This window comes from Rhizobium sp. WYCCWR 11152, assembly GCF_013087615.1.
GTDB lineage: Bacteria > Pseudomonadota > Alphaproteobacteria > Rhizobiales > Rhizobiaceae > Rhizobium > Rhizobium indicum.
Window position 1 is genome coordinate 238,522 of the sequence record NZ_JABFCP010000008.1, and the last position, 15,962, is coordinate 254,483.

A 15,962-nucleotide genomic window follows, 5' to 3' on the forward strand; every position below is an offset into this window, starting at 1 on the left:
CAACGCAGGCGTGTGAGTGAGATCGCCGCAAATCACCGTTTTATATGGTGAATCCCGATACTTCCGCACGGCCATCAAGGCGTCGATGGGGACGCGCCATCGCTCCTTCCGGTTCGGCCATAGGCGTTTTTCTCTTCTTGCGCGGGAATCGGGTGGCTGCATCGCCTGATGTTTGAGCATCTCACATCTCGCAACAACCCAGGAGAGACCGATATGACACTTCTCAACGACAAGATCGCCATCATCACTGGCGCAAGCTCCGGCATCGGCCGCGCGGCGGCGAAACTCTTTGCGCGGCAAGGCGCCAAGCTCGTGGTCACCGGCCGGCGGCAGGACGCGCTCGATGCCGTCATCGCCGAAATCGAGGCGGAGGGTGGTCAAGCCGTCGCCATATCAGGCGATGTCAGGGACGAGGCGCTGCAGGCAAGGCTCGTCGAAATGGCAGTCTCGCGTTTTGGCCGGCTCGACATCGCCTTCAACAATGCCGGCATCCTCGGTGAGATAGGGCCGGTTGCCGGGCTGTCGCTCGAGGGCTGGCGCGAGACGATCGAGATCAATCTCACCGCCGCCTTCCTCGGCGCCAAACACCAGTCGGCGGCGATGGGAAAAGGCGGCGGCTCGCTGATCTTCACCTCGACTTTCGTCGGCCACACCGTCGGTATGCCTGGCATGGCCGCCTATGCGGCGAGCAAGGCGGGGCTGATCGGCTTCGTGCAGGTGCTCGCCGCTGAACTCGGAGCGCAGAAGATCCGCGTCAACGCACTGCTTCCTGGTGGCACCGACACGCCCGCCAGCATTACCAACGCGCCTGATGCCACGCCGGAGGTGCTCGCCTTCGTGGAGGGGCTGCATGCGCTGAAACGCATGGCGCAACCCGAAGAGATCGCCAATGCGGCGCTTTTCCTCGCCTCCGACATGTCGAGCTTCGTGACCGGCACGGCGATGCTGGCCGATGGTGGGGTTTCGATCAGCCGGACATAGGGTGGGCAAGGGACGGTGCCGTCACGGTCATCACTGCGGCACGTTCTTTGTTGCGGCGGGCTATGCCGCCGCAACAAAGGCATCGATCAGGCGACTTCGCGTATGTCTCTTTCCGCCTGGCGGTCGAGATAGGCGACCAGGTCCTCGATTGTGACGAGGGGGAGGTTGTGGCGTTCGGCGAAGAGCGTGAGGTCGGGCAGGCGGGACATGGTTCCGTCGTCGTTGGCGACTTCGCAGATGACGCCGGCGGGGACCCTTCCGGCAAGGCGGGCGAGATCGATGGCGGCTTCGGTATGGCCAGGGCGGCCGAGCACGCCGCGGGGATTGGCGCGCAGCGGAAAGATATGGCCGGGGCGGGCGAAATCGGCGGGCTTTGCGCGATCATCGACCAGGGCGCGGACGGTGGCGGCGCGGTCCGCCGCAGAAATGCCCGTCGTCGTGCCCTTGAGATAATCAACCGAGACCGTGAAGGCAGTTTTGTGCGATTCCGTGTTGTTGGGCACCATCAGCGGAATGTCGAGCGCATCGAGACGCCCGCCTTCCATGGCGATGCAGACGAGACCACGGGCGTGGGTCATCATGAAGGCGATTGTTTCCGGGGTGACGGCATCGGCCGCGACCACGATATCGCCCTCGTTTTCCCGGTTCTGGTCGTCGACGACGACGACCATCTTGCCGCTGGCAATGGCTGAAATGGCATCTTCAATTGTTGCGATAGTCATGCTGTCTGGCCTTTCAAGGGTTATGTCAGCGGACTGACATGGTCTGCTCGGCTCAATCCGTGAGCGAGCCTTCTGCCCTTGGGCGAACAAACGTCAGCCGCCTCCAGGATGGAGTGCGACTGCCCGTGTTGTCCTCTTCCATCCGGACTATACCGTCGGCTCCGGCATCTCACCGGATCTGCTGACCTTCCGACAGGAGGTGCCGGAAGCGCTCGCGGGCTCCAGGATTGCTCCTGATACCGCCGGTGGGGAATTACACCCCGCCCTGAGAACACTTCAAAGATAGGACCAAAAACAGGCGGATGGCAAGGTCACTCGACCAGGCAAAAATGCAAAGCTGCCCTAACGCCGATGGACACACTGTTCACACAGAGGCGACGACCGTGTCGCCTTCCGCACTTCGCTCGTGGTTTGCTCTTTGTTCGATGCATGTCGTTGTCCCAAAACCGCTACGCAATTTGGGCGCCTGCATCAGGACATGATCAGGCCGCCGTCGACATTGATCGTCTGGCCGGTGATATAGGCAGCGTCATCGCTGGCGAGGAAGGTCACCAGGCCGGCGACATCTTCGCCGGAGCCGGCCCGTTTCATCGGGATGCCTTCGACCCATTCCTTCATCAGTTCGCCGGGGGCGTAGTTGCCGAGCAGCTTGCCCCAGGCCTGGTCGTTATAGGCCCACATGTCGGTCTCGATGATGCCGGGGCAGAAGGCGTTGACGGTGATCTTCTCGGTCGCGACTTCCTTGGCCAGGCTCTGGGTGATTCCGACGACGCCCATTTTCGAGGCGGCATAATGCGGGGTGTAGATGAAGCCGTCGCGGGCTTGGCCGGAAGCGGTGTTGATGATGCGGCCGCCGCGCTTGTGCTTGCGCATTCTTGATATTGCCTCCTGGGCGCAGAGGAAGACGCCCTTGGTGTTGACGGCCATGACCTTGTCCCACTCGTTTTCGGTCAGGTCCTCGACGCGGGCGATGGTGATGACGCCGGCATTCTGGATCGAAACGTCGACCGAGCCGAATTCCTTCTCGGCGGCATCATAGAGGGCGGTGACGCTTGCCTTGTCGGTGACATCGCCGATGAAGGAGATCGCCTTGCCGCCTTCGGTTCGGATCTGTTCGGCAACGCCGTGGACCAGCTCCTCATTGGCCGAGACGACGAGATTGGCGCCTTCGCGCGCAAAGCGTCTGGCGATGGCGGCGCCGATGCCGCGGCTGCCCCCGGTAATAACGACAGTCTTCTGCTCAAAGCGTTTCATGCTCTTTCCTTGTGTCACTCGATAAACAGCAAATCTGGGTGCGACCTACCATGCGATCATTATTGGATCTCAACCGGTTGTCGCAAATTCAGGCAGCCTTTAGCGCCGATGACGACGCCCGAGCCCTCCGTCCGTTAGACAGCCCGTTCGATCGGCGTGAAGGGCGGGCAGACGGCGATATCGCACGCCGTCTTGCCCGTTAGTCCCTTCAGCGCCTCGATCTCAGCCAGGGAGGAAGCGAGACCGGTCACTTTCCAGCGGCGGCAATGAGCTTTCTCATCGCATCACCAGCAGCAGAAACCGCCGTCGACCAGCAGATCGACGCCGGTCACGAAACTTGCCGCATTCGACAGCAGGAACACCGCCGGGCCCACCATCTCGTCCACCGCTGCCATGCGCTGCATCGGCGTCTGCTCTTCGAAGAGCTTGGTCTGGTGGACCATCTCCGGACGGGTGTTCATGGGCGTTGCCGTGTATCCGGGGGAGATGGTGTTGACGCGAATGCCGCGGTCGACCCATTCCATCGCCATGGACTTCGACATATGGATCACGCCCGCCTTGGAGGCGTTATAGTGCGCTTGGCTAAGCCCCCGGTTTACGATCACACCCGACATGGAAGCGATGTTGACGATGGAGCCGCGCCCATTCTTCAGCATGGCGCGAGCCTCTGCCTGGCAGGAAAGAAAGACGCCTTTCAGGTTGATATCCATCAACGTCTGATATTGGTCCTCCTCCATTTCTTCCGCTGCGTTCGCGTTAGCGATGCCTGCAGCGTTGACTGCAAGTGTCAATGGGCCGAGATCGGCTTCGGTCCGTGCTACGGCATCTCCAAGGGAAGATTTGCTCGTGACATCCGCCGCGATCTGGATCGAGCGGCGGCCGGCGGCGCGAATATGTTCAGCCGTCTTGGCCAGCCCGTCGTCGGTTCGACGGTCGAGCAACGCCACGTCCGCCCCGCATTGCGCAAGGCCGATGGCAATGCGCTGCCCAATGCCGCTTCCGGCTCCGGTAACGATGGCAACCTGGCCGCTGAGATCGAAAAGCTTCGGGGCGTTCAGAGTGATGTCGGACACCGCTCTTCCTTTCTCTGTCTGTTTAGATGGTAGCTAGCTCCATGACCGAAACGTCATTTGCCTGGTCACGATTGAGAATGCCTGCCTGTTTGCCTTGCGCAAGCACGAGAATGCGATTGGAGACTCCGAGAACTTCCTCAAGGTCCGAGCTTACGACGATGACCGCCACGCCCCGTTTTGCAAGATTGACGATGATGTCGTAGATGCCCGCTCGGGCGCCGACGTCGATGCCTCTCGTCGGTTCGTCGAGCACGACGACCTTAGGATCGCGCATCAGCCATTTCGCGATGACCACCTTCTGCTGGTTGCCGCCGGACAGGTCCGAGGCATATTGCTCCGCACGGCCCTTTACGCCGAACTTGGCAACTGCCTTCTCCGCAAACGAGCGCTTGACGCTCGGCGTAATCCAACGCCCGCCCAGCTTGTCGAGATTGGCGTAGATAATGTTCTCGCCGATCCGGTGCCCGACAATCAGGCCTTGCTCCTTGCGGTCTTCCGGAACCATCACGATGCCCTTGGCGATCGCGTCCGCCGGATCGCGCAGCCTAAGTTCTTCGCCTTCCAGCTTGATCGAACCTGCACTGATTGGGTCGGCGCCCGAAAGGGCGCGGACAAGTTCGGTGCGGCCGGCGCCGACCAATCCGGCGATTCCGAGAATTTCCCCGGCGCGCACTTCGAAGGTAACGTCACGGAACGAGTTGTCCGGCGAGCTCAGTCCGGACACCTGGAGTACCGGATGGTCTGTCGGAACTGGCAGGGCAGGGAACAAGCGGTCAAGCGGGCGTCCGACCATGCTTTCGACGATCGTTCGCACCGGGGTCGCGCTGTCTGAGAATTCCTGCACGCGCTCGCCATCGCGAAGAACGACGATCCGGTCGGTTATTCGCTTGATCTCTTCCATGCGGTGGGAAATGTAGACGATGCCGACGCCTTCTGAGCGAAGCTTCCGAACCTGTTCGAAAAGAGCTTCCGTCTCCGCGCCGCCAAGGGCGGCTGTCGGCTCATCGAGGATCAAGAGCTTTGCGTTGAGAGCCAGCGCCTTGGCGATCTCGATAAGTTGCTGATTTGCTGTAGAAAGGCCGGCGACCGTCCGCGTTGCGGGGATGTGAAGGTTCAAGCGAGCGAGCTGGTCCTGGGCCCGGCGAACCATCTGGGCGCGGTCGACAACACCGTTCTTCATCGGCCAACGTCCGATGAAGACGTTTTCCGCGATCGACAGCTGCGGCAGAAGCTGCAGCTCCTGATGGATCAGGACAACGCCCTTGTCGATCGCTTCCCTTGGGGTGGCCGGGGCATAAGGCTGCCCCAGCCATGTCATTGATCCTTCGGACGGCGTGCGTGACCCGGCGATAATGCCCGATAGCGTTGACTTGCCCGCTCCGTTTTCACCGAGAAGTGCAACCACTTCGCCCGGATAGACGTCCAAGCTGACATTCTTCAGAACCTGGAGCGGCCCATACCATTTGGATATGCCCCTCAGGGAAAGAACTGGATCAGTCACGGCACACCTCCTCAAGACCTCAACTTCATTACGGATGGTTGGCGATGAAGCCTGCGACGTTTTCCTTGGTGGTCAGGGTGGCATCCATGAGTTGGACCGGCGGCACCTTCTCCCCGGCAACAAGCTTGGCGGCGTTTTCAACCGCGTCGCGGCCCATCTTCTGCGTCTGCTGGGTCGCCGTTACGTTGAAGACGCCCTTGCTGAGCGCTTCGAGAGCTGCGGTGTCACCATCGAAGCCGCCAACCACGATCTTCTGGGAAGGATTGGCGACCTTGATCGCCTGCGCGGCGCCAAGGGCGAGGCCGTCGGCCTGGGCGAACACGATCGAAACGTCCGGATTTGCCTGCAGCATATTCTGCATGATCTGGAATCCTTCGTCCTGGCTCCAGATGTTCGAGAACTGCTCGGCGACAACCTTGACGTCAGGATATGCCTTGAGAGATTCACCGCAGCCCTTCGAACGATCGACTTCCGGCGTCGTGCCCTTCTGGCCGTGGATGATGACCATCTTCCCCTTGCCGCCGGCTTCCTTCAGGATGTAGTCGCACACGGCCTTGGCAGACGCGACGGAATCCGTTGCAAGGAAGGTATCGCCGGGTGCGCCCTCGGCGTTGCGGTCAACGTTCACGACCGGAATACCAGCGCTCTTTGCGAGCTTGACCGGAACGGTCGCAGCCGCCGCGCCGGCCGGAATGTAGATCAGCGCGTCGATTTTTTGGGTCAGAAGGTCCTGGATCTGATTGACCTGTGTCGGCCCGTCGCCCTTTGCGTCGACCGTGATGACTTCGATGCCGCGCTTCTTGGCTTCGGCTTCGACCGATTGCTTGATCTGGTTGAAGAAGTTTGCCTGAAGGTTGGCTACGGCCAGGCCGAGCTTCTTCAGTTCCGCCGCGTGTACGGGGCCGAGCATGAGGCCGAGCAGTGCAGCAGACGCGAGCATGGTGCGCGCTATTTTCATTGTATTTCCTCCGTTGTTTGATGGAACCCTCGGGTATGTCCTCCCCCTCGGGGTATTGATCCGCCCCAAACCCTTGGAGCGGAATTCCGAGCCCGCCGACGCGGCGGACCCTGTTCGTTAGGCGCGACGCCGACGAATGGTCTCCGCGCCGACCGCGAGCACAATGACGATGCCGATGATCACCTGCTGCAGGAATGGCGAGACGTTGAGAAGATTGAGCCCGTTGCGAAGGACGCCGATGATAAGAACGCCGATCAGCGTTCCACCGATGCCGCCCGCACCGCCCGAGAGCGAAGTCCCGCCGATGACGACCGCGGCAATGGTGTCCAACTCATAGCCCAAACCACTGGACGGCTGGACGGAATCCAGTCGGGCGGCGAGTACGATGCCCGCGAGCCCCGCAAGGACTGAACTTGCGACGTAGACGCCAATCGTTACGAGCGGAACGTTGATACCCGCCAGCCGAGCGACTTCCGGATTTCCTCCCACCGCGTAGAGCATGCGACCTTCGGACCGGAAGTGCAGGAAAAGCCACGCCGCAAGAACAACCGCAAGCATGAGAAACACAGTGGCTGTCAACACGCCGAAATGGCGATCGATTGCCAGCATCATGAACCAGTCGGGGAATCCGACGATCTGCTGGCCGTCCGTGATCATATTTGCGACGCCGCGAGCCGCGGACATCATCGCAAGAGTGGCAATAAACGCTGGAACCCTGAACTGCGTCACCAGAAGTCCGACGATCAGCCCCGAAACGCCCGCTGCGACCAGAGCAAAAGCGATCCCGACCGGCAGCGGTAGGCCGGCGACATTCGCAGTCCAGCCCATCACCATCATCGCAAGAGCGAGCGCCGAGCCGACGGAAAGATCGATGCCGCCGATCAGAATGACAAAGGTCATTCCGACGGCCATGATGCCGAGGACAGTGATCTGATCGAGGATGTTGAGGCCGTTCCGAACCGAAAGAAACGTGTCGGTGCTGAGGCTCAGGAAGACGCAAAGCAAGAGCAGCCCCACGAGCGGGCCGGTGGCGCCCTTGAGCTTGCTCAACCAGGCGCCGGACGAAAGCCCGTGTTCATTGATATCGAGCGCCACCATTGTTCCTCCCTATGCCTAGGCTATCGCTAATTCACTCTACGAATAAATATTCACTGATGCTGGAAAATTCATTAACAAGTTGCTTCCGAGCTGTCAATAGGATTTTCCGGACTTGCAACTGCCGGCGCGTTGCTTAAAGGGCTTGACTAATCGGTGTCTTGTGCAAAAATATTGATAACTGAATATTTATGCATGAGAGGAACCCATGAATACGACAGAACTCGAGCGGGTCGCTCGCGAGATCCGATTGCGCGATCTCCAGGCGGTCTTTGAAGCGGGCGCCGGCCATATTGGCGGGGAAATGTCGGTCATCGACATTTTGACTGCCCTCTATTTTCGTGTGCTGAATGTTTGGCCCGATCAGCCAAAGCACCCGGACCGCGACAGGTTCGTTCTTTCGAAGGGACATACTGCATGCGCTCTGTATGTGACGCTCGCAAAACGCGGCTTCATCCCGGAGGAAGAGATTTCCACCTTCTTGCAGCCGCATTCGAGGCTGAACGGGCATCCAAATTGCAACAAGGTCCCTGGCGTTGAAACGAATACCGGGCCGCTCGGCCACGGTCTTCCAGTCGCAATAGGAATGGCAAAAGCCGCCAAGCTCTCAGGCGCGAAGTATCACACCTACGTCGTCACCGGCGACGGTGAGATGCAGGAGGGCTCCAACTGGGAAGCGATCATGGCGGCCGCGCAGTTCAAGCTCGATAACTTGACGCTGGTCATCGACCACAACAGGTTCCAGCAGGGCGCCGCCCTGGCGGAAACCAACGATCTCGCCCCGCTTCGTCCGAAGCTTGAAGCTTTCGATTGGGAAGTCACCGAGATCAACGGGAACAATATGAGCGAAGTCGTTTCAGCCCTCGAATACCGGGGATCGAGACCGCATTGTATCGTGGCCCACACCAACAAGGGGCATGGAATCTCGTTCATGCAAGACCGAGTCGACTGGCACCACAAGGTACCGAGCAAGGAACAATACGAAATCGCATTGGCAGAATTGTCGGAGGCACTGTGATGAACGCGCCAATAAACGCACCCAAGCTCTACGATTGCCGCGACGCATTCGCCACTACGCTTGAGCGGCTGGCAGCCGAAAACGAAACGATCGTTGCCGTCTGCAACGACTCCGTGGGGTCCTCCAAGCTCGGCGGCTTCAAGGCGAAGTTTGGAGAGCGCCTCGTCAATGTCGGTATCGCTGAGCAGAACATGGTGGGGGTTGCAGCAGGCCTCGCCAATGGCGGACGCCTTCCGTTCGTGTGCGCCGCCGCTCCGTTTCTAACGGGACGGTCGCTGGAGCAGATCAAAGCCGATATTTCGTATTCGAATGCCAACGTCAAGCTGGTCGGCATTTCTTCTGGAATGGCGTATGGCGAACTCGGCCCGACCCATCACTCGATCGAAGACTTCGCCTGGACGCGGGTTCTGCCTAATCTTCCGGTCATTGCGCCTTGTGACCGCATCGAAACAGCTGCTGCGGTTGAGTGGGCCGCGGCCTACAACGGCCCCTGTTTCCTGCGTCTGTCTCGCGTCGGTGTGCCTGATCTCCTTCCGGAGGGTCACAAGTTCGAACTTGGCAAGGCAAACCTCCTTCGCCAGGGTTCCGACGTCACCCTTATCGCAAACGGCACTTTGACTCATCGCATATTAAGGGCTGCCGAAATCCTCGCAGAACGCGGTATCAACGCCAGAGTGCTCAACCTTGCAACGGTTCGTCCGATCGACGAGGACGCCATCATCGCCGCGGCGAAGGAAACCGGAGCGATCGTCACAGCCGAAGAGCATTCGATTTTTGGCGGGCTCGGTTCCGCAGTCGCCGAAGTGGTGGTCGACAATGCTCCAGTCCCGATGAAACGTCTCGGCGTTCCCGGCGTCTACGCTCCGACCGGTTCGGCAGAGTTCCTGCTCGACGAATTCGGGATGGCGCCGTCCGCAATCGCCGACGCGGCGCAGTCGCTGATCAGGCGCAAGTAACTGGGATCACGTGATCAGCCGGGACGCTTTTTGTCGTCCCGGCTGCCGTCTGATCTGGGGAGGATGGAATGCGGGCAATTCTGGCAATTGACCAGGGCACGACCAATTCGAAGGCAGTTCTCGTTTCCGAAAAGGGAGAAATTGTTGGCAGGGGTTCGGCTCCGGTCGGCATCACCTATCCGAAATCAGGCTGGGTCGAACAAGACCCACGCCGGCTCTACGCATCCGTCTGCGAGGCGATCGACGCCTGCCTGAAGGGCGCCCCCGATGTGGCTGTCGAGGCCGTGGCGATTTCCAATCAGCGCGAGTCGGTCACTGCCTGGGACGCCGAAACGGGAGAAGCACTTGGACCGGTGGTGAGCTGGCAGTGCCGTCGAACGGCACAGGATTGCGAACGTCTCATTGCTGAAGGCCGCCTTGACCGCGTGCAGGCGCTCACAGGCCTGCCACTGGATCCGATGTTCCCGGGTTCGAAATTCCGATGGCTGCTCGACCGTATTCCGGCCGGGCGATCGGTGCGGCTGGGAACGGTCGACAGTTGGCTCGTCCATTGCCTGACGGGCGGGCGCCGGCATGTTTGCGATGCTTCGAATGCCGCCAGGAGCCAGTTGTTCGATCTCCAGGAGCAGAGATGGAGCGAGGAACTTGGCGAGATTTTCGGCGTGGATATCGCGCTCCTCCCCGAGGTACTCGACAGCTCTGCCGACTTCGGCAGGACGCAAGGGTTGCCAGGCGTGCCGGATGGAACTCCGATAATGGCCGTGATCGGAGACAGTCATGCTGCGCTGTTCGGTCATGGAGCATTCAAGCCGGGTGATGGCAAGGTAACCTTCGGAACCGGCTCGTCGGTGATGACGACGCTTCCGCGATTTATTCCCCCACGCAACGGCGTCACAACGACTGTCGCATGGCGTCTCCATGGAAAGCCGACTTTCGCTTTCGAAGGCAATATTCTCGTTTGCGCCGCCAGTCTCCCCTGGATGGCGGGCATTCTCGGCCTTTCGGACGTGGCGGCCCTTGTCGAACTTGCGGCGAGCGCCGAACCGGGCGGACCGGGCTTCGTGCCGGCATTCGTGGGACTGGGCGCACCCTATTGGAAATCCGACGCCCGTGCCCTGTTTTCGCAGATCAACTTCAATACGACACGTGCACAAATGGCGCGGTCGGTAACCGACTCGATCGCCTTCCAGGTGCACGACGTGATCGCCGCCATGCGAGCACAAAGCGGCGGCGAGCTCGGGGCGCTCTATGTGGACGGCGGACCGAGCCAGAACCGCTTCCTGATGCAGTGTGTCTCGAATCTCATCGAACATCCCGTGATTCAATGCGAAGCACCCGAGGCGTCGGCTTTGGGGGCCGCATATCTCGCGGGTCTCTCACTTGGCCTGTGGAGCGATCTCCAGGTTATCGCAGAGTTGCCCCGGAGCTCACATATCATTGACCCGGAACCCGTGGATCGAGCGGTGCTTCTGGATACCTGGAATGATGCACTTGCCCGCTCGACGGCACGCGAAACAACGGCTAATGATGAATAAAAATTCACTCTAGGATTAGCGATGACTCGCCTCAATGAACTCCGCCTCATCTCGAGGGTCGCCCAGATGTACCACTTGGAGGGACGGCGACAGGCGGAGATCGCACAGCACCTTCGCCTGTCGCAGGCGACTGTGTCGCGCATGCTCAAGCGTGCCGAGGCCGAAGATATTGTACGAACCAGCGTGACCCCCCCCGTTGGCACCTACAGCGAGCTTGAGAGCGCGCTTCGCGAGAAATATGATTTGCCGGAGGCGATCGTCGTTGAGTGCACGGAAGATCGGGACGGAGCCATCATGGCCCGTATCGGAGAGGCAGCGGCTCATCTCTTGGAGGTGACGCTTGCGCCAGGGGAGATCATCGGCGTTTCGAGTTGGAGCCAGACCATTTCCAAGATGGTCGAGAACATTCATCCCCTGAAGAGCGCTCAGGCGAAATACGTCGTCCAAACCCTTGGAGGCATGGGCGATCCTTCAGTGCAGACGCATGCGACGCAGCTTACCACGCGGCTTGCTCGGCTGACCGGCGCTGAGCCAAAACTGCTCGCCGTGCAAGGCGTTACGACGTCTAGAGAGGCAAAATTTCTTATGCAGGCCGATCCATACGTTCGGGAGACGATGGACTTGTTCGGCAGCATAACGCTTGCGATTGTCGGAATCGGAGCAGTCGAACCGTCCGAACTTCTCGCACGGTCAGGCAACATCTTTTCATCCCGCGAACTGTCTGATCTCGCGGAAGCGGGAGCCGTCGGCGATATCTCGCTTCGCTTCTTCGATAAAAACGGCAAGGCGGTCAAGACACCTCTGGACGACCGGGTCATAGGGCTTCCACTCGAGGATCTCGAACGGGTGGACCGGGTCATTGCTCTTGCCGGCGGGTCCAAAAAGACCGACGCAATCGCAGGGGCGCTCCGCGTGGGGGTCATCCACATGCTTGTTACGGACAAGTTTACCGCGCAGCGATTGATCAACTGATGAGGCAGGCTGATTTTGGCAGCCTCAATGGGCTGTCCCATCCACAATCACGTGGTCGTACTCCATAGAGCATTTCTCCACCCGGGCCTCGACCCTGTAGATCTCCCGCAGCATTTCGGTGGTGACGACATCCCTTGGGGTGCCGCAGGCGTGCATGCGGCCGTTGGCGATGACGAGGACCTTATCGGCGAAGCGGAGCGCCTGGTTGAGGTCGTGGATGGCGATCAGCACGATCATGCCCTTGGTGCGGGCCTGGCGGCGCATGAAGTCGAGGACCTCGACCTGGCGGTGGAGGTCGAGCGCGCTGGTCGGCTCGTCCATCAGCATGATTTCAGGTTCGCGCACCAGGGCTTGGGCGATCGAGACGAGCTGGCGCTGGCCGCCGGAAAGCGCGCCCAGATCGCGAAAGGCGATGGCTGACATATCGAGCGCCTTCATGATCTCGTCGATGAAGCGCAGGTCGCTGTCGCTTACGGCCCAGGACTGGCCCTGCTTGCGGGCAAGCAGGATGGATTCGTAGACCGTCAGCACGGCGTTTGCCGAGGTATCCTGCGGCATGTAGCTGATGGCGTTTTTCGCCTTCGACCCTTCGACGACGACATGGCCCGGCCCTTTGAGGAGGCCGGTGATGCGCTTGAAGAGGGTCGACTTTCCGGCGGCGTTCGGGCCGATCACCGCCACGACCTCGCCTGATGTCATCACCGGCGTCGTCACGTCTTCGACGAAGAGCTTGCGGCCGTGATAGGCGCCGACCGATTGCAACTGAAGCGCTACCACGACCGGCTCCTGTTAGAGAGGATGAGCGAGAAGAAGAAGGGCACGCCAACCAGAGCGGTGATGATGCCGATCGGGAAGACGACACCTGGTATGATCGACTTCGAGACGATCGAAGTCAGCGAGAGCAGCAGTGCGCCTGACAGGATCGAGCCCGGCAGGAAGAAGCGCTGATCCTCGCCGAGGATCATGCGCGCGATATGCGGCCCGACGAGGCCGACGAAACCGATCGTGCCGACGAAGCTGACGGGGACTGCGGCAAGCAGCGAGACCACGAGCATAGTTTCCAGCCGGATGCGGCGGACATTGACACCAAAGCTTGCGGCCTTGTCCTCGCCGAGGCGAATCGCGGTCAGCGCCCAGGCATTGCGAGCAAAGAGCGGCAGGGCGATCAGCAACACGGCGAGCGTCGCCCAGATCTTTGGCCAGGTGGCCTTGGTGAGGCTGCCCATCGTCCAGAAGACGACAGCCGATAGCGCCTGTTCGGAGGCGAGATATTGCAGGAAGGCGAGAGCCGCATTGAAGGTGAAGACCAGCGCGATGCCGAGCAACACCACTGTCTGCACCGAGACGCCACGGGCCTGCGAGACGAAATGGATGAAGAGCGTGGCGATCAACGCCATGATGAAGGCATTGACCGGTACCAGCAGGCCGGCTGCGACAGGCAGAAGCGGAATGCTGGTGACGATCGCAAGGGCAGCACCGAAGCTTGCCGCCGCTGAAATGCCGAGCGTGAAGGGGCTGGCGAGTGGATTGGCGAGGATCGTCTGCATCTGCGCGCCGGCGACGGAGAGCGATGCGCCGACGACGATCGCCATCACGGCAACCGGCATGCGGATGCCCCAGACGACGGCCCGCACCTGATCCGAAACGGAGGAGGGGTCGAGGAGGGCGGCGACGACTTCACTGAGACTATAGCGGGCCGGGCCCCAGGCGAGATCGACCGCAAAGGACAGGCAGAGCGCTGCCGTCATGGCGGCAAGGATCAGCAGCTTGCGCCGGGCGAGGGCGCGGTAGCGCTCCCTCCCGGCTTCGGCTTCGATCGATATGGCGGCGATCTCGGCCATTTTGGATTACTGACCCGCCTTGGCGTCGACCCAGTAACCCGACTGGTAGGCGACCGGCAGGAATTTTTCGTGGAATTCCTTGAAGGTGGCATCGGGATCGAGATCGGCAAAGAGGTTAGGATGGAACCACTTGGCCAGTTGCTGGACGGCGACGAACTGGTAGGGGCTGGTATAGAACTGGTGCCAGATCGCGTGGACATTGCCGCCGGCAACCGCCCTGGAGCCGGTGAAGGCTGGGTTTTCCATCAGCGTAGTCAGCGCCTTGCGGCTGTCGTCGAAGGTGGCGGCGGCATTGGGACCGACATTCACAAAGTCCTTGGCATTCTTGGTCTGGCTCCAATTGGATCCGGTGACGACGATGACGTCAGGATTGGAGGCGACGACCTGCTCGGCATTGATCGAGCCGGTATAGCCCGGCAGGAAATCGGAGCCGAGATTGTGGCCGCCGGCCCAATCGACCATCAGGCCGAAATTGTCGGGGCCGAAGGTGCCGCAGCATTCGACCAGGCCTGCGGCGCGGTACATGAAGACATTGGGCTTCGGCGGATTGGCGGCCTTCAGCTTGTCGGTGACGCGGGCCATCTGCTCTTTCCAGAAGCTGGCGACGGCTTCGGCGCGGTCTTCATGGCCGAAGATCTGGCCGAGGATCTTCAGGCTCGGCTCGGTGTTGGCGAGAATGTGCTCGCGGAAATCGATGTAGACGATCTTCACGCCGATGCCGTTCAGCATGTCTTCGAGCTTCACCTCGTCGGCCGCCGCCTTGTTGCCGATCGGCAGCAGCAGCACATCGGGATGAAGCTTGACGACCGTCTCGGTCTGCAGCGTGCCGTCGGTCAGGTTGCCCAAAAAGGGCAGGTCCTTGCCCTTCGGAAACTTCTCGACATAAGCGTTGAAGCCATCCTTGTCGGTGGTCCAGAGATCGTTGCGCCAGCCGACGATCTTGGCGAAGGGATCTTCCTTCTCGATCGGTGCTACGGCATAGAGCATGCGGCCTTCCCCAAGGATCACACGCTCGACCGGCTTGTCGAAGGTCACTTCGCGACCCGCGACATCCTTGACGGTGAAGGACTGCGCCCAGGCCGAAAGCGGCATCAGGCTCGCAATCGCCGCTGCGGAGACTGCGAGTATTTTCACGAAATTCATCTGGAAATTCCCCCGAGGTCTGAATAATGTCCGCAGGCATAAGAAATATGACTTTATGAATCAAGTTCTATGTTTTAGAGCGTTTCCAAACTGATCCGATGCCGGGGTGCCTCAGATGAATTCCATGAACACGAACTACTCCATCCGCGACGAAATTCGCGACTTCTGGTCGGAACGGGCGGCGACCTTCGACCAGAGCGTCGGCCATGAAATCTTTTCGGAAGCGGAGCGCAAAGGCTGGCAGCGGCTGATCAGAAAACATCTGGGCGAGGGGCAGGGGCGCGCGGCACTCGATCTCGCCTGCGGCACCGCCGTCATCTCGCATCTCATGTACGATGTCGGCTTTGCGGTCACCGGCCTCGACTGGTCGGATGCGATGCTGGCGCAGGCGCGCGCCAAGGCGAAGAAGCGGGGCACCGATATCCGTTTCGTTTCCGGCGACGCCGAAAACACGATGGAGCCCAAGGACAGTTACGATGTCATCACCAACCGCCATCTCGTCTGGACGCTGGTGGACCCGGCTTCTGCCTTTAAGGAATGGTTCTCGGTATTGAAACCGGGCGGCAAGGTGCTGATCCTCGACGGCAATATGGGCAAGGAAACCTGGGTCAAGGGCCTGCAGAAGCTCTGGACGAAGGTGACCGGCAAACCGCCGGCGAGCCACATGTCGCCGGAGATGATGGCGCGGCACCAGAAGATCCGCTCACGCGTGCATTTCTCCAACCAGATGCCAGCCGAAGCAGTCGTCGACCTTCTGCGCCAAGCCGGTTTTACGGATATTGTCGTCGACCGCAAACTCGCCGACATCCATTGGGCGCAGGCGCGCAAGATGCCGTTCCTGCGCGGGTTGGAGCGCATGGTGCAGGATCGGTTTGCGATTTGTGCGCGTAAGCCTGGGTGATGGGTTGGCGCG

At 60.5% G+C, this 15,962-nt stretch carries 15 protein-coding genes and 1 riboswitch; of the genes, 6 read left to right on the forward strand and 9 right to left on the reverse strand.

Features of this window, described 5'->3' with window-relative positions; all coding sequences use genetic code 11:
* The first annotated feature begins 213 nt into the window (after positions 1-213).
* Positions 214-981: an SDR family oxidoreductase gene (locus tag G9X67_RS11040; RefSeq protein WP_171598685.1), complete on the forward strand. Its 768-nt coding sequence runs from the start codon at positions 214-216 to the stop codon at positions 979-981.
* Positions 982-1,067: 86 nt separating this feature from the next.
* Here G9X67_RS11040 and ribB read toward each other — a convergent pair whose 3' ends face one another.
* From ribB to G9X67_RS11070, 6 genes are all read right to left on the reverse strand, one after another.
* Complete coding sequence (gene ribB, locus G9X67_RS11045) at positions 1,068-1,703, reverse strand: 3,4-dihydroxy-2-butanone-4-phosphate synthase (protein ID WP_171598686.1); 636 nt, start codon at positions 1,701-1,703, stop codon at positions 1,068-1,070.
* Between the two features lie 126 nt (positions 1,704-1,829).
* A riboswitch (FMN riboswitch) is annotated at positions 1,830-1,980 on the reverse strand.
* Between the two features lie 194 nt (positions 1,981-2,174).
* Entirely contained in the window at positions 2,175-2,957 is a 783-nt protein-coding gene (locus tag G9X67_RS11050; protein ID WP_138389015.1) for a glucose 1-dehydrogenase, read from the reverse strand.
* A 284-nt stretch (positions 2,958-3,241) separates the two neighbouring features.
* The gene (locus G9X67_RS11055) at positions 3,242-4,030 is read right to left on the reverse strand and encodes an SDR family oxidoreductase (RefSeq protein ID WP_138389016.1); all 789 of its coding nucleotides are present in this window, start codon (positions 4,028-4,030) and stop codon (positions 3,242-3,244) included.
* A gap of 22 nt (positions 4,031-4,052) precedes the next feature.
* Positions 4,053-5,531, reverse strand: a complete 1,479-nt coding sequence (locus G9X67_RS11060) for an ATP-binding cassette domain-containing protein (RefSeq protein WP_171598687.1) — start codon at positions 5,529-5,531, stop codon at positions 4,053-4,055.
* A 28-nt stretch (positions 5,532-5,559) separates the two neighbouring features.
* Positions 5,560-6,489, reverse strand: a complete 930-nt coding sequence (locus tag G9X67_RS11065) for a sugar ABC transporter substrate-binding protein (RefSeq protein ID WP_171598688.1) — start codon at positions 6,487-6,489, stop codon at positions 5,560-5,562.
* Positions 6,490-6,606: 117 nt separating this feature from the next.
* Positions 6,607-7,587, reverse strand: a complete 981-nt coding sequence (locus G9X67_RS11070) for an ABC transporter permease (protein ID WP_171598689.1) — start codon at positions 7,585-7,587, stop codon at positions 6,607-6,609.
* A gap of 205 nt (positions 7,588-7,792) precedes the next feature.
* Here G9X67_RS11070 and G9X67_RS11075 point away from each other — a divergent pair, with 205 nt between their 5' ends.
* The 4 genes from G9X67_RS11075 (at position 7,793) to G9X67_RS11090 (ending at position 12,065) form a co-directional block, all read left to right on the forward strand.
* Positions 7,793-8,602: a transketolase gene (locus G9X67_RS11075; protein WP_029870790.1), complete on the forward strand. Its 810-nt coding sequence runs from the start codon at positions 7,793-7,795 to the stop codon at positions 8,600-8,602.
* Positions 8,602-9,558, forward strand: a complete 957-nt coding sequence (locus G9X67_RS11080) for a transketolase family protein (RefSeq protein WP_171598690.1) — start codon at positions 8,602-8,604, stop codon at positions 9,556-9,558. Before G9X67_RS11075 ends, G9X67_RS11080 begins: the two co-directional genes overlap by 1 nt.
* Positions 9,559-9,626: 68 nt before the next feature.
* Positions 9,627-11,093 (forward strand): FGGY-family carbohydrate kinase, encoded by a 1,467-nt coding sequence (locus tag G9X67_RS11085; protein WP_171598691.1) that lies wholly within the window; start codon positions 9,627-9,629, stop codon positions 11,091-11,093.
* A 21-nt stretch (positions 11,094-11,114) separates the two neighbouring features.
* Complete coding sequence (locus G9X67_RS11090; RefSeq protein ID WP_171598692.1) at positions 11,115-12,065, forward strand: sugar-binding transcriptional regulator; 951 nt, start codon at positions 11,115-11,117, stop codon at positions 12,063-12,065.
* A 24-nt stretch (positions 12,066-12,089) separates the two neighbouring features.
* Here the strand turns inward: G9X67_RS11090 and G9X67_RS11095 are convergent, their stop codons facing one another.
* Genes G9X67_RS11095 through G9X67_RS11105 form a run of 3 tightly spaced genes read right to left on the reverse strand, consistent with a single transcriptional unit; the run spans position 12,090 to position 15,049 of the window.
* A complete protein-coding gene (locus G9X67_RS11095; protein WP_138329233.1) occupies positions 12,090-12,842 on the reverse strand; it encodes an ABC transporter ATP-binding protein in 753 nt (250 codons plus the stop codon).
* Entirely contained in the window at positions 12,836-13,906 is a 1,071-nt protein-coding gene (locus G9X67_RS11100; protein ID WP_171598693.1) for an iron ABC transporter permease, read from the reverse strand. Before G9X67_RS11100 ends, G9X67_RS11095 begins: the two co-directional genes overlap by 7 nt.
* A 6-nt stretch (positions 13,907-13,912) precedes the next feature.
* A complete protein-coding gene (locus G9X67_RS11105) occupies positions 13,913-15,049 on the reverse strand; it encodes an ABC transporter substrate-binding protein (protein ID WP_171598694.1) in 1,137 nt (378 codons plus the stop codon).
* Between the two features lie 115 nt (positions 15,050-15,164).
* Between G9X67_RS11105 and G9X67_RS11110 the strand changes: the two genes are divergently transcribed.
* Positions 15,165-15,950, forward strand: a complete 786-nt coding sequence (locus G9X67_RS11110) for a methyltransferase domain-containing protein (protein WP_171598695.1) — start codon at positions 15,165-15,167, stop codon at positions 15,948-15,950.
* The last annotated feature ends 12 nt before the right edge of the window (positions 15,951-15,962 follow it).